This window comes from Kosakonia sp. MH5 (assembly GCF_009935945.1).
Classification (GTDB): domain Bacteria; phylum Pseudomonadota; class Gammaproteobacteria; order Enterobacterales; family Enterobacteriaceae; genus Kosakonia; species Kosakonia radicincitans.
In genome coordinates this window covers 340,235-362,493 of record NZ_QODH01000003.1, presented here as the reverse complement: position 1 = coordinate 362,493, position 22,259 = coordinate 340,235, and the positions used below count along the sequence as shown (strand labels likewise).

The following is a 22,259-nucleotide window of genomic DNA, read 5'->3' as shown; positions in this document are numbered from 1 at the left end:
AACAATGTGGCGGCATCTCAACGCATCATTGTCGGCATTAGCGGTGCTTCTGGTTTTCAGTATGGCGTAAAGGCACTTGAGCTTTTACGTGCGCAGGCTCCTGAAGTCCACCTGGTTATCTCAAAAGGGGCGGAAAAAACCTGTGAGCTGGAAACGGACTATCAGTTGGATGAGGTGATGGCACTGGCAGATGTGGTTCACCCTATTGGTAATCTTGGCGCAGCCATTTCCAGCGGATCGTTTAAAACAATGGGCATGCTCGTTGCCCCCTGTTCCATGCGTTCGCTGGGATCCATCGCAAACTGCCTGACAGATAACCTGCTAACCCGGGCCGCCGACGTGGTGCTTAAAGAGCGCCGCCGTCTGGTGCTGCTGGCGCGCGAAACGCCACTTAACCTCGGACACATTCGCAACATGTTGGCGGTAACAGAAATGGGCGGAATTATTTTCCCGCCGGTTCCGGCGCTATACCAGCGCCCGCAAACCACTGATGAAATCATTACCCACAGCGTCAGCCGCGCGTTAGACCTGTTTGGTATTGATGTGAAAAACCTTCCGCGTTGGGGCGAGGGCAACCTGGCTCATAACGCGTAATCATGCAGGAAATATTATGTTAATCGGTCCTTATGTGAATGGCGCTGCCGTTATTGTCGGCGGTTTGCTGGGTTCACTCGTTGGCAAACGTATTCCGGAGCGCGTGAAAGTGGCGCTGCCCCTGACCTTTGGTCTCTGTTCGGTCGGTCTTGGTATCAACCTGGTGATAAAAGTGAAGTTCATGCCTGCCGTGGTTCTGGGCGCAGTCGTTGGCGAAGCATTCTTTCTGGAAAAACAGATCGGTAGAGCGGCAGGCACAACACGCGGCTTAATCAACCGCGTGTTCCCACCGGTTCAGGGCCTGGGCCACGATGAATTTACGGAGAAATTTGTCGCGATTCTGGTGCTGTTTTGCGCCAGCGGCACCGGTATCTTCGGTGCGATGCATGAAGGCATGACTGGCGATCCCTCCATCCTGTATATCAAAACGGTGCTCGATTTGTTTACCGCCGCCATTTTCGCCACCATGCTGGGCTTCTCAGTCATGACCATCGGTTTACCACTGATTGCCGTGCAGGTTGCTCTGGCAACGCTGGCGGTTTACATCCTGCACATGATCACTCCGGACATGATGGGGGATTTCTCCTGCGCGGGAGGGCTAATCATGGTCGCAACGGGGCTGCGGATTTGTAATATCAAGCCGTTCCCGGTGGAGAATATGTTGCCCGGACTGGTACTGGTAATGCCCTTTTCCGCTCTCTGGGCAAAACTTTTCGCCTGATAGTTGGTTATAATCGCGTTTGCCCGGTGGCGCTGTGGCTGGCTGGTTTGCAGAGATCGTGTTCCCTGTAAACTGGCTAAGTCCAGCGCCACCCGGCGTTTTACGTTCGGGAGCCGTTATGGGTAAACAAGAGCACGTTATTTTAGTGAATGAGCAGGGAGTGGTAACCGGTACGCAGGAAAAGTACGCCGCACATACATCGCAAACGCCGTTACATCTGGCTTTTTCATGCTGGATTTTTAATGCCGCAGGGCAGTCTCTGGTGACACGGCGTGCATTAAGCAAAAAAGCCTGGCCAGGCGTCTGGACGAACTCCGTTTGCGGGCATCCGCAAAAAGGGGAAACCACCGAACAGGCCCTTATTCGCCGCTGCCGTTATGAAGTCGGCGCCGGGATCGGGCGCATTACCGCCATCGCACCAGAGTTCCGTTACCGTGAAACAGATCCTTCCGGCATCGTGGAAAACGAAATCTGCCCGGTCTTCGCCGCGCAAATCACAACGCCGTTGACGATTAACTACGATGAAGTGATGGAATATCAGTGGGTGGATCTGGAAGCGTTATTGCAGGCGCTCAATGCTACGCCCTGGGCTTTTAGCCCCTGGATGGTGGCAGAAGCAGCCACTGCGCAGCCCGCGCTCAGAAATTTTGCCGCCACATTGCAGGTATAAAAAAGCCCCGACGTTGTTCACGCCGGGGCTTTTTTTATCGCTGAGCGATTACTTCACCGGACGCATTGCCGGGAACAGAATCACGTCGCGAATGGTGTGGCTGTTAGTAAACAACATCACCATACGGTCGATACCAATGCCCAGACCCGCCGTCGGCGGCAGACCGTGTTCCAGCGCGGTCACGTAGTCTTCGTCGAAGAACATCGCTTCGTCGTCGCCCGCATCCTTCGCTGCAACCTGGTCAGCAAAACGCTGCGCCTGATCTTCCGCGTCATTCAGCTCGCTAAAGCCGTTACCAATTTCACGACCGCCGATGAAGAACTCGAAGCGATCGGTGATTTCCGGATTAACGTCGTTACGGCGCGCCAGCGGGGAAACTTCCGCCGGGTATTCCGTAATAAAGGTCGGTTGAATCAGATGTGCTTCGGCCACTTCTTCGAAGATTTCGGTCACGATACGGCCCAGACCCCAGCTCTTCTCAACTTTGATACCGATGCTTTCAGCAATCGCCTTCGCGCTGTCGAAGTTATCCAGATCCGCCATGTTGGTTTCCGGACGGTATTTCTTGATCGCTTCGCGCATGGTCAGTTTTTCGAACGGTTTGCCGAAGTCGAAAACTTCATCGCCGTAAGGCACTTCGGTTTTGCCGAGGATGTTCTGCGCCAGCGTGCGGAACAACGATTCGGTCAGTTCGATCAGATCTTTATAATCCGCATACGCCATATAGAGTTCCATCATGGTGAACTCAGGGTTATGGCGAACGGAGATACCTTCGTTACGGAAGTTACGGTTGATTTCGAACACGCGCTCGAAGCCGCCAACCACCAGACGTTTGAGGTACAGTTCCGGCGCGATACGCAGATACATGTCCAGATCAAGCGCGTTATGATGAGTGATAAACGGACGCGCGGACGCACCGCCCGGGATCACTTGCATCATCGGCGTTTCAACTTCCATAAAGTCGCGGCTCACCATAAACTGGCGAATACCGGCCAGGATCTGCGAACGCACTTTAAAGGTATTGCGGGATTCATCGTTAGAGATGAGGTCCAGGTAACGCTGGCGATAACGCGCTTCCTGATCCTGCAAGCCGTGGAATTTATCCGGCAGCGGACGCAGAGCTTTAGTCAACAGACGCAGTTCGGTGCAGTGAATGGAAAGTTCGCCGGTCTTGGTTTTGAACAGCTTGCCGCGCGCGCCGAGGATATCGCCGAGGTCCCATTTTTTGAACTGTTCGTTATACACGCCTTCTGCAAGATCATCGCGCGCAACGTACAGCTGAATTCGACCGCCCACATCCTGCAAGGTTACGAATGAGGCTTTACCCATAATGCGGCGGGTCATCATGCGGCCAGCAACGGCCACTTCAATGCCCAGGGCTTCCAGTTCTTCGTTCTCTTTGCCATCAAATTCAGCGTGCAGCTTGTCAGAGGTCTGGTCACGACGGAAATCGTTCGGGAACGGCACACCCTGCTCGCGCAGTTGCGCCAGCTTCTCGCGGCGGGTTTTCAGTTCATTGTTAAGATCGACTGCCGCGTCAGCGCCCTGTGCTTGTTGTTCAGACATGTTGGTTCCTCATAACCCTGCTTTCAAACTTGCTTCGATGAATTGATCCAGGCTGCCGTCCAGCACCGCCTGCGTGTTGCGGGTTTCAACCCCGGTACGCAGATCTTTGATGCGGGAATCATCCAGGACATAAGAACGGATCTGGCTTCCCCAGCCGATATCGGACTTGGTGTCTTCCATCGCCTGTTTCTCCGCATTTTTCTTCTGCATTTCCAGTTCATAAAGCTTCGCTTTCATCTGCTTCATGGCCTGGTCTTTGTTTTTATGCTGAGAACGGTCGTTCTGGCACTGCGTTACCAGCCCGGTCGGAATATGGGTAATACGTACCGCAGATTCCGTACGGTTAACGTGCTGGCCGCCCGCGCCGGATGCGCGATAGACATCAATACGCAGATCCGCCGGGTTAATCTCGATATCAATATCGTCTTCCACTTCCGGGTAGACAAATGCGGAGCTAAAGGAGGTATGACGACGGCCGCCGGAGTCGAACGGGCTCTTACGCACCAGGCGGTGAACGCCGGTTTCGGTACGCAGCCAGCCGTAGGCGTAATCGCCGATAATCTTGATGGTCACAGATTTAATACCCGCGACTTCACCTTCAGACTCTTCGATAATTTCAGTTTTGAAGCCGCGAGCTTCCGCCCAGCGCAGATACATGCGCATCAGCATGCTCGCCCAGTCCTGCGCTTCGGTACCACCGGAGCCCGCCTGGATATCGAGGTAGCAATCGGCGCTGTCATACTCGCCGGAGAACATGCGACGGAACTCAAGCTGCGCCAGCTTCTCTTCCAGCCCGTCCAGCTCGGCGACCGCTTCGTTAAAGGTTTCTTCGTCGTCAGCTTCTACCGCCAGCTCCAGCAGGCCGGAGACATCTTCCAGCCCCTGCGACATTTGATCGAGGGTATCGACGATAGCTTCAAGTGAGGAGCGCTCTTTGCCCAGCGCCTGTGCGCGCTCTGGCTCATTCCAGACGTCCGGCTGCTCCAGCTCGGCGTTTACTTCTTCCAGACGCTCTTTCTTGGCGTCATAGTCAAAGATACCCCCTAAGAACGTCGGAGCGCTCCGTGAGGTCCTGAATACGATTTTTTACCGGGTTAATTTCAAACATGGTCTGATTTCTTTTAATGGACTTGTCAAAATGCGGTGATAAGGGCGGGAGTTTACCGGATCCACGCCCTTTTTTGTAGCGAATACTGGCGCTAAAGTGGCCAGAGATTTTCGATGATAAGCTGTACGCTACGATTCCCGCGGAACTCGTTGACATCAAGTTTATAAGCAATATTCACCTGCCGCACGCCGTTATCCGGCCAGCAGGTGGTATCGACGTTAAATGCAATGCCATCAAGCAGCGGACCGCCTCCAACCGGCTCAAGCATCACCTTCAGGTGACGCTCGCCCACCAGCCGCTGCTGCAACAGCCGAAACTCGCCATCGAACAGCGGCTCCGGGAACATTTGCCCCCACGGCCCGGCTTCACGCAGCATTTCGGCGACATCCAGCGTCATCTCTTGCGGCGTTAGCGGGCCGTCAGAAACAATTTCACCCTGCAACAGCGCCGGATCCAGCCATTCCGTCACCAGTTCGCCGAAGCGCTGTTGAAACTCTTCAAAACGCTGCTCTTCGAGCGTCAAACCGGCAGCCATCGCATGACCGCCGAATTTAAGCATCATGCCAGGATAGAGCATATCCAGGCGCTCCAGCGCATCACGCATGTGCAGCCCCTGAATCGAACGCCCGGAACCTTTCAGAACGCCATCGCCAGCAGGCGCAAAGGCAATCACCGGCCGATGAAAACGCTCTTTGATTCGCGAGGCAAGAATCCCCACCACACCCTGATGCCATTCGGGATGGTACATCGCCAGCCCACCGGGCAAGGTATCGCGGCTTCGTTCAAGCTGCTCGCACAAGGTTAGCGCCTCGGCCTGCATCCCTTGTTCGATCTCTTTGCGCGTCTGATTCAGCGCATCCAGATCGTTAGCCAACTGACGTGCTTCGCCGAGGTTATCGCATAACAGCAGCGCAACACCCACCGACATATCATCCAGCCTGCCCGCCGCATTCAGGCGTGGACCCAGCGCAAAACCCAGGTCGCTCGCCGCCAGTTTCTGCGCGTCACGGTTGGCGATTTCAAGCAGCGCTTTAATGCCAGGCCGACAGCGCCCGGCGCGGATCCGGCTCAGGCCCTGCCAGGTGAGAATACGGTTGTTGGCATCAAGCGGCACCACGTCTGCTACTGTTCCCAGAGCGACAAGATCGAGCAGTTCCGCAAGATTCGGCATAGCCAGCCCGCGCGATTCAAACCAGCCGTTGTCGCGCAGAAAAGCGCGTAGCGCCAGCATCAGATAAAAAGCGACACCGACGCCCGCCAGCGATTTCGACGGAAAATCACAGTCGCGCAGGTTGGGGTTCACGATGGCTTCCGCATCAGGCAGGGTATCACCAGGCAAGTGGTGATCCGTCACGACCACAGGAATACCCAGTTCGTGCGCCCGCTCCACCCCGGCATGCGAGGAAATACCGTTGTCGACTGTCAGGATCAACTGCGCGCCGCGCGCATGCGCCTGATCGACCACTTCCGGGCTGAGACCGTAACCGTCATCAAAACGATTCGGCACCAGGTAGCTCACATTTTCACAGCCCAGCGCGCGCAGCGCCAGGACGCTGAGCGCCGTGCTGGTTGCGCCATCGGCGTCAAAATCACCGACCACGATAATGCGTAAACCTTCGCGCAGCGCGTGATAAAGGTGCGAAACCGCCTCATCAATGCCGGTAAGTTGCTGCCAGGGCAGCATGCCTTTTACGCTGCGCTCCAGTTCGCTGGCCTTACGCACGCCGCGGCTGGCGTAGAGCCGACGCAGTAACGGCGGTAAGTCTTCCGCCAGTTCCGCCGAATCATCCACCTTACGGCGGCGAAGTTGTATCTGAGCTTTCACGCGTCTTATTTACCGCTGGTGGCTTGCTGATGTTTGTCGAGGAAGGCTTTCATCTCAGCCGGTGCCTGATAGCCCGGAACAAGGTAGCCATCGTTCAGCACAATGGCCGGTGTTCCGTTGACGCCAAACTGCACGCCCAGCGCATAGTGGTTAGCAATATCAATATCGCAACTGGCCGGTTTGATGCCTTTGCCATCCATCGCGTCATCAAAGGCTTTATTGCGATCTTTAGCACACCAGATCGCTTTCATCTGGTTTTCAACTTCACTCGGCACACCCTGACGCGGGAACGCCAGATAGCGGACGGTGATACCCAGCGCGTTGTAATCCGCCATCTCACTGTGCAGTTTCTGGCAGTAGCCGCAGGTGATGTCGGTGAACACAGTGATCACATGTTTTTCTTTCGGCGCTTTGTAGACAATCATCTCTTTTTCCAGCGCGTTAAGATGCGGCAACAGCATTTGCGTGGTGACGTTCACCGGCTGCGCGCCGCTGACATCGTACATCGGCCCCTGGATAATATGTTTGCCGTCTTCGGTCACATACAGCACGCCGCTGTTGGTCAATACCGCTTTCATTCCGGCGACGGGAGCGGGCAATATCTCAGAGCTCTGTACACCCAGTTTTGCCAACGACTGCTTGATAGCGGCGTCGTCTGCATGCGCAACGCCAGAAAAAGCCGCTGCCAGCAGGGTGAACATAATCAAACCATTTTTCATAAAACATCCTTTAATTATCAGCCATCACGCCCGCGGGTGATGCTGTTCATGAAGCTTACGCAGCCGCTCGGTAGCCACATGCGTATAAATTTGCGTTGTAGAAAGATCCTGATGCCCCAGTAGCATTTGCACCACGCGCAGATCCGCGCCGTGATTGAGCAAATGCGTGGCAAAAGCATGACGTAAAACGTGAGGGGAAAGCTTTTCGCTGTCAATCCCCGCCAGCACAGCATAGTGCTTGATACGGTGCCAGAAAGTCTGGCGCGTCATCTGCTGAGCGCGCTGGCTGGGGAATAGCACATCAATCGATACGCCGTTCAGCAGCCACGGACGCCCGTGTTCAAGGTAGTTTTCCACCCAGTACACCGCATTTTCACCCAACGGTACCAGCCGTTCTTTATTACCTTTACCAATCACCCGCAACACGCCCTGGCGCAGGCTAATATCGCTCATGGTCAACCCGACCAGTTCAGAGACGCGAAGCCCGGTGGCATATAAAACCTCAAGCATGGCTTTATCGCGTAACTCCAGCGGTTGGTCAACTACCGGCGCCTGTAAAAGTCTCTCAACCTGCGCTTCCGTTAAGTCTTTTGGCAGACGCTGCGGCAGCTTCGGCGAGGCCAGTTGCGCGCTGGGATCGTCACTACGGATTTTCTCCCGGTACAGGTACTGGAAGAGTCTTCGCACGGCGCTGAGCAGACGCGCTGAACTGGTAGCTTTGTAGCCACCATCCACGCGTTCGGCCAGCAGCGCCTGTAAATCATCACTTCTCGCCAGGGCCAGACTACTTCCACGATGATGCAGCCACTCGGCCACGCCTTGCAAATCGCGACGGTAGGCGCTGAGCGTGTTGTCCGCCAGATTGTTTTCCAGCCAGAGCGCATCAAGAAATTGTTCGATACGTGCGAAATCCTGTTCCATTGAAACGCCTCCGTTTCTCAATCGCTGCATTATGCCTGATAGCCGTACGATTCTGGTACACTGCTCACAAAGAGACATCCGGAATTGAGAAGTTTACGTTATGAATATTGGCCTGTTTTACGGTTCCAGCACTTGCTATACCGAAATGGCGGCGGAGAAAATTCGCGAAATTATCGGGCCGGAACTGGTGACGCTGCATAATCTGAAAGATGACGCACCCGCGCTGATGGAGCAATATGATGCGCTTATCCTCGGCATTCCGACCTGGGATTTTGGCGAATTGCAGGAAGACTGGGAAGCCATCTGGGATCAGCTTGATGACCTCAATCTTGACGGCAAAATCATCGCGCTATACGGCATGGGCGATCAGCTCGGCTACGGCGAATGGTTCCTTGATGCACTGGGCATGCTGCATGACAAACTGGCACCCAAAGGCGTGACGTTCATCGGCTACTGGCCGACGGAAGGTTACGAATTTACCAGCAGCAAACCGGTAATTGCCAATGGTCAACTGTTTGTCGGCCTGGCGCTGGACGAAACCAATCAGTATGACCTGAGCGATTCGCGCATTCAGTCATGGTGTGAGCAAATCCTGACAGAGATGGCGGAACGGCTGGTTTAAAGGCAGCCACATCCCTTGTTAATGCAGCCCCTGCGCCGGTTTCTGTGATATCACCCGGCGCAGATCGCGCCACTCCTGCGCATCCATGCTGTCTGCCGCCAGCCATAAATGTTGACGGCGCCCATCCTCTTCACGGCGCAAGCGCAGCATCATTCCACTACGTAACATCCACGGCGTTCCGATGATATCCCATTCCATGCCCTGCCAGCGCAGGCGGGAATCCATCAGCAGTTTGAGTTCGCCATGACAGGCATTGATCCGCCGCTGGCTGCGCACGCAATCAAAAACCACCAGCGACAGCAACAGCAGCCACAGCGGTGTGTAACTCAAAGGCCAGGGCATCAGCAAAATGAGTGCAGCGCCCAGACCGTGGAGCAAAAGCGAAATCCATTGTGCGCGCCAGGAGACGCGTAACTCAGATTGCCACAGGACCACGATCCCGATTCCGTGTCTGGATTAACTGCACCATTCTTTGTAACTCCGTGTCCTGAGGCTTACCGTGATTCATTAACCAGTTGAATAAATCAGGATCGTCACTTTCCAGCAGACGAACAAACAGCTGTTTGTCATCATCGCTCAGCGTGTCGTACTCATGTTCGAAAAAAGGCATTATTGAGATGTCGAGTTCACGCATTCCACGGCGGCACGCCCAGTGGATACGGGCTTTGTTGTTAATATCCATGATCTTCTCCCTTCATCGGCATAATGGCCCATTGTAACGTGTTTTTAATATTCCTTTTGCGGAATATTTCGCTTCGCGGGGCCGCTTCCAGAATTAATCGCACCCACTGCAAAAAATATCATTGCGCTGCGTAATGCTTCGCAACGCATGCACAATGGCACAAAACGCATGCTTTATTACTTGCATTGAACAACGGCTCTTTTACCATTAAGAACCAACACAGCGTTAAGCTAATCAGGACATTATTATGCCTTTTACTCCGTTTCCTCCGCGCCAGCCGACCGCATCATCACGTCTGCCGCTGACGCTTATGACGCTCGATGACTGGGCGCTGGCAACGATTACCGGCGCAGATAGCGAAAAATACCTGCAAGGCCAGGTGACCGCCGATGTCACCACTATGATGGCTGAACAGCACCTGCTGGCGGCACACTGTGATTCTAAAGGGAAAATGTGGAGCAATATGCGGTTGTTCCACTTTCAGGACGGTTTTGCCTGGATCCAGCGCCGCAGCGTGCGTGAAGCGCAGCTTCGTGAACTGAAGAAATACGCCGTATTCTCTAAAGTCGCCATTGCACAAGACGATGAACACGTGCTACTGGGCGTGGCCGGTTTTCAGGCGCGCGCGGCGCTGGCGAATCTCTTTACCATCCTTCCGGACAGTGAAAAACAGGTTGTGCAGGAAGGCGATACCACCCTGTTGTGGTTTGCACACCCTGCCGAGCGTTTCCTGCTGGTAACCAACGCAGCAACGGCGGAACTGGTGGCCGAAAAACTGCGTGGCGAAGCGCAGCTTAATAACAGTCAACAGTGGCTGTCGCTGAATATCGAAGCGGGCTTGCCGGTTATTGATGCGCCAAACAGCGGGCAGTTTATCCCACAGGCCACTAACCTACAGGCGCTGGGCGGCATCAGCTTTAAAAAAGGCTGTTACACCGGCCAGGAGATGGTGGCACGAGCAAAATTCCGCGGCGCCAACAAGCGCGCATTGTGGTATCTGGCAGGGACAGCCAGCCGGGTGCCGGAAGCGGGAGAAGATCTTGAGTTGAAGATGGGAGACAACTGGCGCCGTACCGGTACCGTGCTGGCATCTGTGCAGCTTGATGACGGACGCCTTCTGATTCAGGTGGTGATGAACAACGATATGGAACCTGGCAGCGTTTTCCGCGTGCGCGACGATGCGAATACGTTGAGCATCGAGCCGCTGCCTTATTCACTGGAAGAGTAAACGCGCTAAGCCGGGGCGGAAACCGCCACCGGCTTTAACTTAAAGCTGTCCGACGTACAAATAAATCGCCAGGAAGTGACAGACGCTGCCGCCCAGCACGAAGCCGTGCCAGATTGCGTGGTTATAAGGGATGCGTTTGCAGACGTAAAAAATCACGCCGAGCGAATAGACCAGGCCACCCACAGCCAGTAGCGTTACGCCTCCAACCGACAGGCGCGTGGCAAGCTGATAAATCACAATTAGCGACAGCCAGCCCATGGTCAGGTAGGTCACCAGCGACAGCACTTTAAAGCGATGGGCAATGGTAAGTTTAAATAAGATCCCCAGCAGAGCGAGGCTCCAGATGACGATCATCAGCCCGCGCGCCAGCGGCGAATCCAGCCCAACCAGCAGAAACGGTGTATACGTTCCGGCAATCAGCAGATAAATGGCACAGTGGTCAAATTTCTTCAGCCACGCCTTGGCACGCTGGTACGGAATGGCATGGTAAAGCGTAGAGGCAAGGAACAGCAAAATCATGCTACCGCCATAAAGCGAGTAACTGGTGATAGCCATTGTACTGGCCTTTGCATCTACCGCCTGTACCAGCAGCAGTACCAGCCCGACGATACCGAACACCAGCCCAATTCCGTGGCTAATGCTGTTGGCGATTTCTTCTGCCAGTGTGTATCCCTGTGCGATTAAGGGTTTCTTGGCCATAGCTAACTCCGGGAGAACTCAAAAAAACATTGCGTCACTAGAGTAACTGAGAATGATTCCAGTGCACACCTGTACGCTAAAAAAATTCGTATCAATATATATTCACGGCAGCATTTAAGCCGACGACTGGCGTTACAACTGTTCAACCTTCTCGCAAGGAACATACGCCCATAAAACGTGAATGTAGGATGAAAGTATGAAGCGGAAATGACAATATGCAGGCCGCTAAATCAGATTCTTATGCCGGGAACAAAACTCAGGGCAAGCCAGCCAGAGTTATGGCAGCATGTAGTCACGCAATTACACACTGGCTGGCAACGTTAACAGAGAGTAAAGGACACCACCGTGACGATGTTTACCCACTCTGCCATCGCCAGCCTCAATAATCTGGAGATGATGGTCTATCACTATGTAGTCAAAAACCGCGACAAAGTGATGTATATGACGATCCGCGAACTGGCCGATGCGGCGGGCGTCTCCACCACTACGGTGCTACGCTTTTGCCGCAAGCTCAACTGTGAAGGCTATTCGGAGTTTCGCGTCCGCTTCAAATTATATTTAGAGCAAAATGAGTTACCACAGGCGAATTTTGGTGCCAGTGAAGTTATTAGTTTTTTTAAAAGCGTAAATAACGATGAATTTGATGCCCTGCTGAATAAAGCCGTCGATATAATATTATCCTCAGAGCGTATTATCTTTGTTGGCGCTGGCACATCCGGCGCACTGGCAAAATATGGCGCCCGTTTCTTCTCTAATATTGGAAAATTCAGCAACCATATTGATGACCCTTATTTCCCGGTCACCAATGATATGGCAAAAAATGCCCTGGCAATTGTCCTTTCCGTCTCTGGTGAGACCGAGGAGATCCTGCGTTTTGCCGGGCAGTTCAGCCTGCATCACTGCAAAGTGCTGTCGATTACCAGCCACGAACAGTCGCGCCTGGCGAAACTGGCGGATTTCAATCTCTCCTGGCATATTCCTCCTACGCGTATTCCCGGCGGCTACGATATTACGACGCAAATTCCGGTCATTTATATTCTGGAATCGCTGGGGCGCAAGCTGGCGAAGAAAATAGCATAAAAAAACAGAGTGTTTTTCTGGTGTAACAAATTACCCAGATGGCAATTTGTTATATCGTGACATTTAAATCACCTTTGTTAGACTCGTTAATAGCCAATATGACGAGAAGAGCAAAGATGAAAAAACTGACCTTACCAAAAGATTTTCTATGGGGCGGCGCCGTTGCCGCGCACCAGGTTGAAGGTGGCTGGAATAAAGGCGGCAAAGGCCCAAGCATTTGTGACGTGCTGACCGGCGGCGCACACGGCGTACCGCGCGAGATCACCAGCGAAGTGGTGGCCGGGAAATATTACCCGAACCATGAAGCGATCGATTTCCACGGTCACTATAAAGAAGACATCAAGCTATTCGCCGAAATGGGCTTTAAATGCTTTCGCACCTCGATCGCCTGGACCCGTATCTTTCCGAAAGGGGATGAGCAGCAGCCTAACGAAGAAGGGCTGAAATTCTACGACGATATGTTCGATGAGCTGCTGAAATATAACATCGAACCGGTGATCACCCTCTCCCACTTCGAGATGCCGCTGCATCTGGTGCAGGAATATGGCGGCTGGACCAACCGTAAAGTAGTCGATTTCTTCGTACGCTTCGCGGAAGTGGTTTTCGAACGCTACAAGCACAAGGTCAAATACTGGATGACCTTCAATGAAATCAACAACCAGCGTAACTGGCGCGCACCGCTGTTCGGCTACTGCTGCTCCGGCGTGGTCTATACCGATCATGAGAACCCGGAAGAGACCATGTACCAGGTGCTGCACCATCAGTTCGTCGCCAGCGCCCTGGCAGTGAAAGCGGCCCGCCGCATCAACCCGGAAATGAAAGTCGGCTGTATGCTGGCGATGGTTGCGCTCTATCCCTTCTCCTGTAAGCCGGAAGATGTCATGTTTGCGCAGGAATCAATGCGCGAGCGCTATGTCTTTACCGACGTACAACTGCGTGGTTACTACCCGTCCTATGTGCTGAACGAATGGGAGCGCCGCGGCTTCTCCATCAAAATGGAAAACGGCGACGAGCAGATCCTGCGTGAAGGCACCTGCGATTACCTGGGTTTCAGCTATTACATGACCAATGCGGTGAAAGCGGAAGGCGGTACCGGCGATGCTATCTCCGGCTTCGAAGGCAGCGTGCCGAACCCGCACGTCAAAGCCTCCGACTGGGGCTGGCAGATCGATCCCGTCGGGCTGCGCTACTCTCTGTGCGAACTGTATGAACGCTACCAGAAACCGTTGTTCATCGTTGAAAACGGCTTTGGCGCTTACGACAAAGTCGAAGCCGATGGCAGCATCAACGATGACTACCGCATCGATTATCTGCGCGCGCACGTTGAAGAAATGATGAAAGCAGTCACTTACGATGGCGTGGATCTGATGGGCTATACACCGTGGGGCTGCATCGACTGCGTCTCCTTCACCACCGGCCAGTACAGCAAGCGTTACGGTTTTATCTATGTGAACAAGCACGACGACGGTACGGGTGATATGTCCCGCTCCCGCAAGAAGAGCTTTAACTGGTACAAAGAGGTGATCGCCAGCAATGGCGAAAAGCTGTGATGCTTTGAGACGTTGCCGGATGCCAGCGGCACAAAGCATCGTGGGCTAACCAGAGCGGGACATGTTTTCTTTGTGCGGTGCTCAGTAAAATGACACGCGGGTTCACGGTGCTCTCGTCGCCGGGTCGGCAAGCAGCGTATCGGCGATATCCAGCATGGCGCGCAAGCGGTCCATATGCCGGAGATCCTGGTGGTAGCCGACCCATATCTCTCTGGATGGCAGTTGATCTTCAGTCTGAATACGTTGCAGCCCGGAAACGGCGTCTCCCAGTGGCCGTGGTAACACGGCCACTCCCATCCCCCGCAGGCACATTTGCGCCTGAACAGCCCGGCTTGTGCTGGTGAAAACACGCCTAGAGCGGGGAAATCTGTCGAGCAACCATGTGACGTCAGGAAAATGTGACTGGGCGGTGTTCATCAGAATAAGCCCCACTGACGCCGGATCGTGGTGCAGTGTCTGTGCGGTTTCAGGCGTACCGTAAAGACCATAGGAAATGGTCATCAGGCGACGCTGGACAATGTCCGGCTCGGTAAAAGGCACGAGACGAAAGGCCACATCGGCATCGCGCCGGGATAAATTAAGTAAGCGGTAGCTGGCGATGATCTCCGGTACCACGGCCGGATGACGGCGCGTCAATTCGACCAGCACCGGTGCCAGCACATAACCCGCAAACCACTCGGCACATGAAATCCGCAAAATACCTTCGAGCCGTTGGTGATTACCCGCCAGGCGTCTTTCCAGTGCCAGCGCAGAATTTTCCATCGATTCCGCCAGGTTCAGCACCGCGTCTCCGGCATCGGTCAGCACCAGCCCCTCACGCGTGCGGCGAAACAGCGGCTGTTGTGCCTCATCTTCGAGCGCTTTGATCCGTCGGCCCACCGTCGGATGGCTCACGCCCAGGCTTCGGGCGGCCTCGCCGAACGATCCCTTGCGAATCACCGCCAGAAATATCCGTACGTCGCTCCACTCCATACCCGCCCCCCGTTCAAAAATGAACATCAAATATACATAAATGGCAGTTCCCTAACAATTATGCAGGCATCACCATAATGTCTCTTCACTGAACAGGCTGCTATGGCCTCATCCAGGATCTGAAAGTATGAACAAATTAAAAAACAAAGTTGCCATCGTCACAGGCGCATCCAAAGGTATCGGTGCCGGGATTGCCCGCCAACTGGCGGCTAAGGGAGCGAAGGTTATCGTCAACTACGCCACCAGCAAAACCGGTGCAGACAGCGTGGTTGCGGATATCAAAGCCGCAGGCGGAGAGGCCGTGGCGGTCGCCGCAGACGTTACCAACCAGCGCGAGGTTGAGGCGCTGGTTAGCTCAGCGATTGAACATTTTGGGCGGCTGGACATTGTGGTGAATAACTCGGGGATTTATCAGTTCGCCAGGATCGAAGAAACCACCAAAGCGCTGTACCGCAAGCAGTTCGACATCAATGTGCTTGGCCCGTTGCTGGTCTGCGCCGCCGCCGTGCCACATCTGGAGAAAGGCGGGAGCATCATCAACATCAGTTCGTTCGTCACACGCGTATTTATGCCAGAGAGCGCTATTTATAGCGGCTCCAAAGGTGCCATTGACGCCATTACCGGCGTACTCGCGCGCGAGCTTGGTCCGCGCGGCATCCGCGTTAACGCCGTTAACCCTGGCCTTGTTGAAACTGAAGGTACGCACGCTACCGGGGCGATGGGTTCGGACTTCCAGACCTGGAACGAAGCGCAGACGCCGCTTGGTCGTATCGGTCAGGTGCAGGACATCGCGCCGATAGTCTCTTACCTTGCATCAGACGACTCAGGATGGGTGACCGGCGAGGTCATTATGGCGTCTGGCGGCATGCGCTAACCCGCCGCAATTCAATAAAGGCTGCCAGGCTGTTCGCATGCAGGAGAGAGCCGGGATACCTCCGCACACGAATCCACATGTTTCATTTGTTCTACCCATTTTGCTTGATTGGAAACCGCAGGGTTTCCGGGAGGGGTTATGTCAGCACATAACATGACGCACGCTGAACCTCGTCGCTGGGCGATGTTCGTAATTTTATTGGTGGGAGCTTTCCTGCCACCACTCGATTTTTTTATCGTTAATGTGGCGCTCCCGTCAATCCAGAGCGATTTAGCCTCTTCGTCTTCTGCGGAGCAACTGGTTATCTCATCGTATGCCGCGGTATATGCGACCACCTTAATCACTGGTGGACGGCTGGGTGATCTGTATGGTCGTGGCAGGATGTTTTTCCTTGGGCTGATTGGTTTTGCGGCTGCATCACTGTTGTGCGGGATCGCCGGATCGCCGTGGGTGTTGATTGTCGGGCGCGCACTCCAGGGCGCTTCGGCCGCCGTCATGGCACCGCAGGCACTTGCATCCGTGCAGGCCATTTTTCCTGAAACAGAGAAGCCGTTAGCGCTGGGTTTATATGGTGCCGTGTTTGGCCTTGCCTCCGTTATCGGACAGGCGCTGGGCGGCATCCTGATTACATTGAATCTGTTCAACCTGGGATGGCGGGCCATTTTTCTTGTTAACCTGCCAGTGGCGCTGCTGGTGATTGTTTTTGGTATTCCATTGCTGAAAGAGACACGGGCGCCACATGCCCGCAAACTTGATCCCGGCGGCATGCTGCTGGCAACAGCAACGTTGAGCGCGCTGATTATTCCGTTGATTGAAGGCCGTGAGGCGGGCTGGCCCTGGTGGACGTGGCTGTTATTCCTTGCAGCTCCGCTGCTGGCCTCGCTGTTATGGCGTTATGAAATACGCCTCAGCCGTCATGGCGGCTCACCGCTGCTGGATCCTGTCGCGTTACGAGCGCCGGGGCTGGGTTGCGGGCTGGCGATCGCGCTGTTGTTCTATTCCATCGCCGCATTCTTTTTACTGTTTTCGGTTTACCTGCAAAGCGCACTGCATGTCGATGCGCTAACGGCTGGCCTGATTTTTCTGCCTTTTGGTGCCGGCTTTCTGATTGGGCCGTTGCTCACCCCCTACCTGCGGCGTTTTGCCGGAAATTACCTGAGCACGATCGGGATGGGATGCGAAACCATCGGGTTAGCAGGACTGGCATGGCTGGTAACCGCAACGGCGACGGGCGCGACTCCCGCAATGACGCTACTCGCCGCGCTACTGTTTATCACCGGTTTTGGCCAGGGTCTGGCGATGCCAATGCTGATGCGCATGCTAACAGGCCGCGTCGCACCGGAATTTGCAGGCATGATTGCCGGCATCACCAGCTCAGCTTTGCAAGTCAGCACCGCGCTCAGCGTCGCGGTGATGGGCGGTATTTTTTACAGTATTGTGGGCGACAGCCATAGCGCGACGGATATCACCCATGCGTTTGTCGTCGCAGTCCTGACAATGGCGTGCTGCCTCGCTGCGGGAGCAGGGTTAAGTATCAGACTTATCCGGCAACCTGTTGGGTTAACGCCGGTGACGAAGGGTTTTCCCTGAGCTGCTGCAGATCAAAACATAACGAGCACTGCAGTATGTGAATCATGGTAAAGCGTTCAGCTGCTTCTTGCCTGACGCGGCGCGCATCACTACTACAATCATCACCGTTCCCCAAAAGCAAAGGGCGCCGAAGCGCCCTTAAAAAATAGCTGAATCAGCGAATTACTGATATTCGCTCATCGGTACACAGGAGCAGAACAGGTTACGGTCGCCGTAGACATCATCCAGACGTTTGACGGTTGGCCAGTATTTGTTTGCGAAGCCTGCCGGGAATACGGCCAGCTCGCGGGTATAACCGTGGTTCCACTCCGCCACCAGCTCATTCTGGGTGTGCGGCGCGTTCACCAGCGGGTTATCTTCCAGCGTCCATTCGCCCTGCTTCACGCGGTCGATTTCGCCACGGATCGCCAGCATCGCATCGATAAAACGATCCAGTTCGACTTTGCTTTCCGATTCTGTCGGCTCCACCATCAGCGTACCAGCAACCGGGAAAGACATGGTTGGAGCATGGAAACCATAGTCAATCAAACGCTTAGCAATATCCAGTTCACTAATCCCGGTCTCTTCTTTCAACGGACGAATATCGAGAATGCATTCATGCGCCACACGGCCATCGCGCCCGGTATACAGCACCGGGAACGCCTCTTTCAGACGACTGGCGATGTAGTTAGCATTGAGGATCGCCACCTGGCTGGCCTGCTTCAGCCCTTCCGCGCCCATCATCCGGATATACATCCAGCTAATCGGCAGAATCGACGCGCTGCCAAACGGTGCGGCAGAAACTGCCCCCTGGCGCGTCAACATGCCTTCGATTTGCACCACGCTGTGCCCCGGAACAAACGGCGCCAGATGCGCTTTCACGCCGATCGGCCCCATACCCGGACCGCCACCGCCGTGCGGAATGCAGAACGTTTTATGCAGGTTGAGGTGGGACACATCCGCGCCGATAAAGCCCGGCGAAGTAATGCCCACCTGGGCGTTCATGTTTGCGCCATCGAGGTAAACCTGGCCGCCAAACTGATGCACCACTTCGCACACGTCACGGATCGTCTCTTCATATACGCCGTGAGTGGACGGATAGGTCACCATAATGCAGGAGAGGTTATCACCCGCCTGCTCAGCTTTCGCGCGCAAATCGGCAAGGTCGATGTTGCCGTTTTTATCACAGGCAACGACCACCACCTGCATCCCCGCCATCTGCGCCGACGCAGGGTTAGTGCCGTGCGCGGAACTTGGGATCAGACAGATATCGCGATGACCTTCGTTGCGGCTTTCGTGGTAGTGGCGAATGGCCAGCAGGCCTGCGTATTCTCCCTGTGCGCCGGAGTTTGGCTGCATGCAGAGCGCATCGTAACCGGTAAGCTTGACCAGCCACTCGGAAAGCTGAGTAATCATCTGATGATAGCCTTCAGCCTGTTCCGGCGGGCAGAACGGATGCAGTTCCGCGAACTCCGGCCAGGTGATAGGGATCATTTCGGCTGCCGCGTTCAGTTTCATGGTGCAGGAACCCAGCGGGATCATCGCTTGATTCAGCGCCAGATCTTTGCGTTCCAGAGAGTGCATATAGCGCATCATCTCGGTTTCGCTGTGATAACGGTTGAAAACCGGGTGCGTCAGGAACGCATCATCGCGCAGCATCCCCTGCGGAATGGAACGGCTATCGAGCGCAACATCTTTGTCCAGCGCATCAATATCCAGACCATGATTGTCGCCCAGCAGAACACTAAACAGCGCCAGCACATCTTCGCGAGTGGTCGTTTCGTCCAGCGTAATACCCACCGCGTTCAGAATGTCGCTGCGCAGGTTGATCTCATGCGCCTGAGCGCGCGCCAGCACGGCGGCTTTATCCGCGACCTCAACGCACAGCGTATCGAAGTAGTGCGCATGACGCAGTTTCAGCCCCTTATGCTGCAAGCCGGTAGCGAGAATGTCGGCCAGGCGGTGAATGCGGCCCGCAATGCGTTTCAGCCCTTCCGGGCCGTGGAACACCGCGTACAGGCTGGCGATATTGGCCAGCAACACCTGTGAAGTACAGATGTTGGAGTTGGCTTTCTCGCGGCGGATATGCTGTTCGCGGGTCTGCATCGCCATGCGCAGCGCGGTGTTACCGGCAGCATCTTTGGAAACCCCGATAATGCGCCCAGGCATGGAGCGTTTGAATTCATCTTTAGCAGCAAAGAATGCCGCGTGCGGACCGCCGTAGCCCATCGGCACGCCGAAACGCTGAGCGGAGCCAAACACGATGTCGGCACCCTGCTTGCCTGGCGCCGTCAACTGCACCAGTGCCATAAAATCGGCAGCGACGCTGACCACGATTTTGCGGGCTTTCAGCTCCGCAATCAGCGCGCTGTAATTGTGTACTTCGCCGGTGGTGCCAACCTGTTGCAGCAGAACACCGAAAACATCCTGGTGATCCAGCACTTTGTCAGCCGCATCAACAATCACCTCAAACCCGAAGGTTTCGGCGCGCGTGCGCACGACATCCAGCGTTTGCGGGTGCACATCATCGGCAACGAAGAAACGGTTAGCGCCTTTCAGTTTGCTCACGCGCTTCGCCATCGCCATCGCTTCAGCAGCGGCGGTCGCTTCATCCAGCAGGGAAGCAGAGGCGATATCCAGGCCGGTCAAATCCAGCGTCACCTGCTGAAAGTTGAGCAGCGCTTCCAGGCGCCCTTGCGATACTTCCGGCTGATACGGCGTATACGCGGTGTACCAGCCTGGATTTTCCAGCATATTACGCAGGATCACCGGCGGTAACTGCACTGCGGTGTAGCCCATGCCAATGTAAGACTTAAAGCGCTTGTTGCGGCCCGCGATGGCTTTCAGTTCGGCAAGCGCGGCGAATTCGGTGGTAGCTTCACCCACCTGCGGCGGCGTGGCGAGCTGAATATCTTTCGGTACGATCTGCGCAATCAGGGCATTCAGTGAATCTGCCCCTACGGTGTTCAGCATCTCCTGCTGTTGCGATGCGTCCGGGCCAATATGCCTGCCGATAAATGCGGCGCGATTTTCAAGCTGACTTAACGTCTGAGTCATGAGCGATGGTTCCTGAAACGTGCGGTGAATCGTATTCGGAAATTATCTGAATACGCTAAAGCTTTCGCGTTGCAGGAAGGCGGCGATGCTGCAAATCCCCAGGCGCTTACATCAGTAAGTAACTGGGGTGAGCGAGCAAGCCAACGCGCCTGCAACGTGAAGGATGACGCGTATTTATTCGTCTTCTAACAATGCGGCGTATGCCGTTGCATCCAGCAGCGCAGCAACTTCCGATTCGTCACTGGCTTTGATTTTGAAGATCCAGCCTTCGCCGTACGGCTCGCTGTTAACCAGCTCCGGAGAGTCATTCAGCGCATCGTTAACGGCTACGATTTCACCGCCGATCGGCGCGTAGATATCAGAAGCGGCTTTTACCGATTCGGCAACGGCGCAGTCATCGCCAGCACTAACGGTCGCGCCCACTTCCGGCAGGTCGACAAACACCATATCACCCAGCAGTTCCTGAGCATGCTCAGTGATGCCAACGGTATAACTACCGTCTGCTTCTTTGCGCAGCCATTCGTGTTCTTTGCTGTATTTCAGTTCGCCCGGTACGTTGCTCATTTTATTCTCTCCAGATAAAAATTACGTTACGCGACAGCTTTGCCGTTGCGCACAAAAACAGGTTTGGTCACTTTGACCGGCATTTCGCGGTTACGGATCTGCACAATTGCCGTTTCGCCAATTCCGGCCGGAACGCGCGCCAGTGCAATACTGTAGCCAAGCGTCGGCGAGAAGGTCCCGCTGGTGATCACACCTTTTTGCACGTTGCCGTGCGCATCAGTAAAGTGCACAGGTAACTCATTACGCAGCACACCTTTTTCCGTCATCACCAGACCAACCAGCTGTTCGGTGCCTTTTTCGCGCTGTTGCTCCAGCGCTTCACGACCGATGAACTGGCGATCCTGCGGTTCCCAGGCGATGGTCCAGCCCATATTGGCAGCCAGCGGAGAGATGCTTTCATCCATCTCCTGGCCATAAAGATTCATGCCCGCTTCCAGGCGCAGCGTATCGCGGGCGCCGAGTCCGCAAGGTTTTACGCCCGCTTTCAGCAGATCCTGCCAAAAGCTGGCGGCTTTTTCGTTCGGCAAGGCAATCTCGTAACCCGCTTCACCGGTGTAGCCCGTGGTCGCGATAAACAGCTCGCCCTCTTCAACGCCGAAGAACGGTTTCATTCCCTCGACCGCGCTGCGCTGCGCATCGGTAAACAGGCTGGCGGCTTTCGCCTGCGCGTTTGGCCCCTGAACCGCGATCAGCGACAGGTCGTCACGGACGGTGATATCAATGGCAAAAGGTTCGGCGTGTTGGGTAATCCAGGAGAGGTCTTTTTCGCGGGTGGCGGAGTTTACAACGAGGCGGAAGAAGTCTTCGGTAAAGTAGTAGACGATCAAATCGTCAATCACGCCGCCCGAGGCATTCAGCATGCCGGTGTAGAGGGCTTTGCCGGGCTTCGTGAGTTTGGCCACATCGTTTGCCAGCAAATATTGCAGAAACTCCCGGGTGCGGCTGCCTTTCAGATCGACGATGGTCATGTGCGAAACATCGAACATCCCGGCATCGCTACGCACTGCGTGGTGCTCATCAATCTGCGAGCCATAATGCAGCGGCATCATCCAGCCATGGAAATCCACCATGCGGGCACCGCATAGCGTGTGTTGTTCATACAAAGGGGTCTGCTGAGCCATCTTGTCCTCGTCGAATAAGCTGCGCTATCACGTTTTTCGGCGGCGTTCATTTCGCCAAAATGACCAGCGTCAACGGCCATTTCGGACGCCGACGCAAACGTTATCTTTTGCCTGAAC

21 protein-coding genes are annotated in these 22,259 nt (G+C 54.9%); 9 read left to right on the top strand and 12 right to left on the bottom strand.

The features are described from left to right. Window positions 1–6 precede the first annotated feature (6 nt). The 3 genes from DK872_RS11540 to idi all read left to right on the top strand — a co-directional run bounded on the left by DK872_RS11540 (window position 7) and on the right by idi (window position 1,985). Entirely contained in the window at window positions 7–594 is a 588-nt protein-coding gene (locus DK872_RS11540; protein WP_007370263.1) for a UbiX family flavin prenyltransferase, read from the top strand. 16 nt (window positions 595–610) lie between these two features. Then, window positions 611–1,315, top strand: coding sequence for a DUF554 domain-containing protein (locus DK872_RS11535; protein ID WP_161518374.1), 705 nt, complete (start codon window positions 611–613; stop codon window positions 1,313–1,315). Between the two features lie 118 nt (window positions 1,316–1,433). Beyond that, window positions 1,434–1,985, top strand: a complete 552-nt coding sequence (gene idi, locus DK872_RS11530) for an isopentenyl-diphosphate Delta-isomerase (RefSeq protein ID WP_071921387.1) — start codon at window positions 1,434–1,436, stop codon at window positions 1,983–1,985. A 48-nt stretch (window positions 1,986–2,033) separates the two neighbouring features. Here the strand turns inward: idi and lysS are convergent, their stop codons facing one another. The 5 genes from lysS to xerD form a co-directional block, all read right to left on the bottom strand. Beyond that, window positions 2,034–3,551 (bottom strand): lysine--tRNA ligase, encoded by a 1,518-nt coding sequence (gene lysS / locus DK872_RS11525; protein ID WP_007370260.1) that lies wholly within the window; start codon window positions 3,549–3,551, stop codon window positions 2,034–2,036. A gap of 9 nt (window positions 3,552–3,560) precedes the next feature. After that, window positions 3,561–4,659, bottom strand: a protein-coding gene (gene prfB / locus DK872_RS11520; RefSeq protein WP_107147091.1) for a peptide chain release factor 2 whose coding sequence is annotated in 2 segments (ribosomal slippage) — window positions 3,561–4,583 and window positions 4,585–4,659 — 1,098 coding nt in all. Because the reading frame shifts where the segments join, the coding sequence is not laid out codon by codon here. Window positions 4,660–4,750: 91 nt separating this feature from the next. Further along, window positions 4,751–6,484, bottom strand: a complete 1,734-nt coding sequence (recJ, locus tag DK872_RS11515; protein ID WP_035889603.1) for a single-stranded-DNA-specific exonuclease RecJ — start codon at window positions 6,482–6,484, stop codon at window positions 4,751–4,753. A gap of 5 nt (window positions 6,485–6,489) precedes the next feature. Continuing rightward, window positions 6,490–7,203: a bifunctional protein-disulfide isomerase/oxidoreductase DsbC gene (gene dsbC, locus DK872_RS11510; protein ID WP_007370257.1), complete on the bottom strand. Its 714-nt coding sequence runs from the start codon at window positions 7,201–7,203 to the stop codon at window positions 6,490–6,492. A gap of 24 nt (window positions 7,204–7,227) precedes the next feature. Further along, entirely contained in the window at window positions 7,228–8,124 is an 897-nt protein-coding gene (gene xerD / locus DK872_RS11505) for a site-specific tyrosine recombinase XerD (RefSeq protein ID WP_035889602.1), read from the bottom strand. Window positions 8,125–8,224: 100 nt separating this feature from the next. Between xerD and fldB the strand changes: the two genes are divergently transcribed. After that, entirely contained in the window at window positions 8,225–8,746 is a 522-nt protein-coding gene (gene fldB, locus DK872_RS11500; RefSeq protein ID WP_007370255.1) for a flavodoxin FldB, read from the top strand. Window positions 8,747–8,764: 18 nt separating this feature from the next. Here fldB and DK872_RS11495 read toward each other — a convergent pair whose 3' ends face one another. After that, a complete protein-coding gene (locus tag DK872_RS11495; protein WP_007370254.1) occupies window positions 8,765–9,181 on the bottom strand; it encodes a protein YgfX in 417 nt (138 codons plus the stop codon). Further along, complete coding sequence (sdhE, locus tag DK872_RS11490; protein ID WP_007370253.1) at window positions 9,162–9,428, bottom strand: FAD assembly factor SdhE; 267 nt, start codon at window positions 9,426–9,428, stop codon at window positions 9,162–9,164. The genes DK872_RS11495 and sdhE overlap by 20 nt, the downstream gene beginning before the upstream one ends. Before the next feature lie 247 nt (window positions 9,429–9,675). On the opposite strand from sdhE, the gene ygfZ reads away from it, so the two are divergent. Beyond that, the gene (gene ygfZ, locus DK872_RS11485) at window positions 9,676–10,656 is read left to right on the top strand and encodes a tRNA-modifying protein YgfZ (RefSeq protein ID WP_161518373.1); all 981 of its coding nucleotides are present in this window, start codon (window positions 9,676–9,678) and stop codon (window positions 10,654–10,656) included. A gap of 39 nt (window positions 10,657–10,695) precedes the next feature. Here the strand turns inward: ygfZ and DK872_RS11480 are convergent, their stop codons facing one another. Continuing rightward, window positions 10,696–11,355 carry a hemolysin III family protein gene (locus DK872_RS11480; RefSeq protein ID WP_007370251.1) on the bottom strand — a complete coding sequence of 220 codons (660 nt, stop codon included), beginning with the start codon at window positions 11,353–11,355 and terminating at the stop codon, window positions 10,696–10,698. Between the two features lie 351 nt (window positions 11,356–11,706). Here DK872_RS11480 and DK872_RS11475 point away from each other — a divergent pair, with 351 nt between their 5' ends. Next, on the top strand, window positions 11,707–12,435 hold the full coding sequence (locus DK872_RS11475; RefSeq protein WP_007370250.1) for a MurR/RpiR family transcriptional regulator: 729 nt from the start codon (window positions 11,707–11,709) through the stop codon (window positions 12,433–12,435). Between the two features lie 116 nt (window positions 12,436–12,551). Beyond that, window positions 12,552–13,985 carry a 6-phospho-beta-glucosidase BglA gene (gene bglA / locus DK872_RS11470; RefSeq protein ID WP_071921388.1) on the top strand — a complete coding sequence of 478 codons (1,434 nt, stop codon included), beginning with the start codon at window positions 12,552–12,554 and terminating at the stop codon, window positions 13,983–13,985. Window positions 13,986–14,087: 102 nt separating this feature from the next. Here bglA and DK872_RS11465 read toward each other — a convergent pair whose 3' ends face one another. Beyond that, the gene (locus tag DK872_RS11465) at window positions 14,088–14,957 is read right to left on the bottom strand and encodes a LysR family transcriptional regulator (protein WP_007370248.1); all 870 of its coding nucleotides are present in this window, start codon (window positions 14,955–14,957) and stop codon (window positions 14,088–14,090) included. Between the two features lie 127 nt (window positions 14,958–15,084). Between DK872_RS11465 and DK872_RS11460 the strand changes: the two genes are divergently transcribed. Further along, on the top strand, window positions 15,085–15,831 hold the full coding sequence (locus tag DK872_RS11460; RefSeq protein ID WP_161518372.1) for a glucose 1-dehydrogenase: 747 nt from the start codon (window positions 15,085–15,087) through the stop codon (window positions 15,829–15,831). Between the two features lie 138 nt (window positions 15,832–15,969). Then, the gene (locus DK872_RS11455; protein ID WP_161518371.1) at window positions 15,970–17,421 is read left to right on the top strand and encodes an MFS transporter; all 1,452 of its coding nucleotides are present in this window, start codon (window positions 15,970–15,972) and stop codon (window positions 17,419–17,421) included. Window positions 17,422–17,583: 162 nt separating this feature from the next. Here DK872_RS11455 and gcvP read toward each other — a convergent pair whose 3' ends face one another. From gcvP to gcvT, 3 genes are all read right to left on the bottom strand, one after another. Beyond that, window positions 17,584–20,457: an aminomethyl-transferring glycine dehydrogenase gene (gene gcvP / locus DK872_RS11450; protein WP_079517363.1), complete on the bottom strand. Its 2,874-nt coding sequence runs from the start codon at window positions 20,455–20,457 to the stop codon at window positions 17,584–17,586. Between the two features lie 174 nt (window positions 20,458–20,631). Beyond that, complete coding sequence (gcvH, locus tag DK872_RS11445; protein ID WP_007370242.1) at window positions 20,632–21,021, bottom strand: glycine cleavage system protein GcvH; 390 nt, start codon at window positions 21,019–21,021, stop codon at window positions 20,632–20,634. A 26-nt stretch (window positions 21,022–21,047) separates the two neighbouring features. After that, on the bottom strand, window positions 21,048–22,142 hold the full coding sequence (gene gcvT, locus DK872_RS11440) for a glycine cleavage system aminomethyltransferase GcvT (RefSeq protein ID WP_071921392.1): 1,095 nt from the start codon (window positions 22,140–22,142) through the stop codon (window positions 21,048–21,050). Window positions 22,143–22,259: the final 117 nt, after the last annotated feature.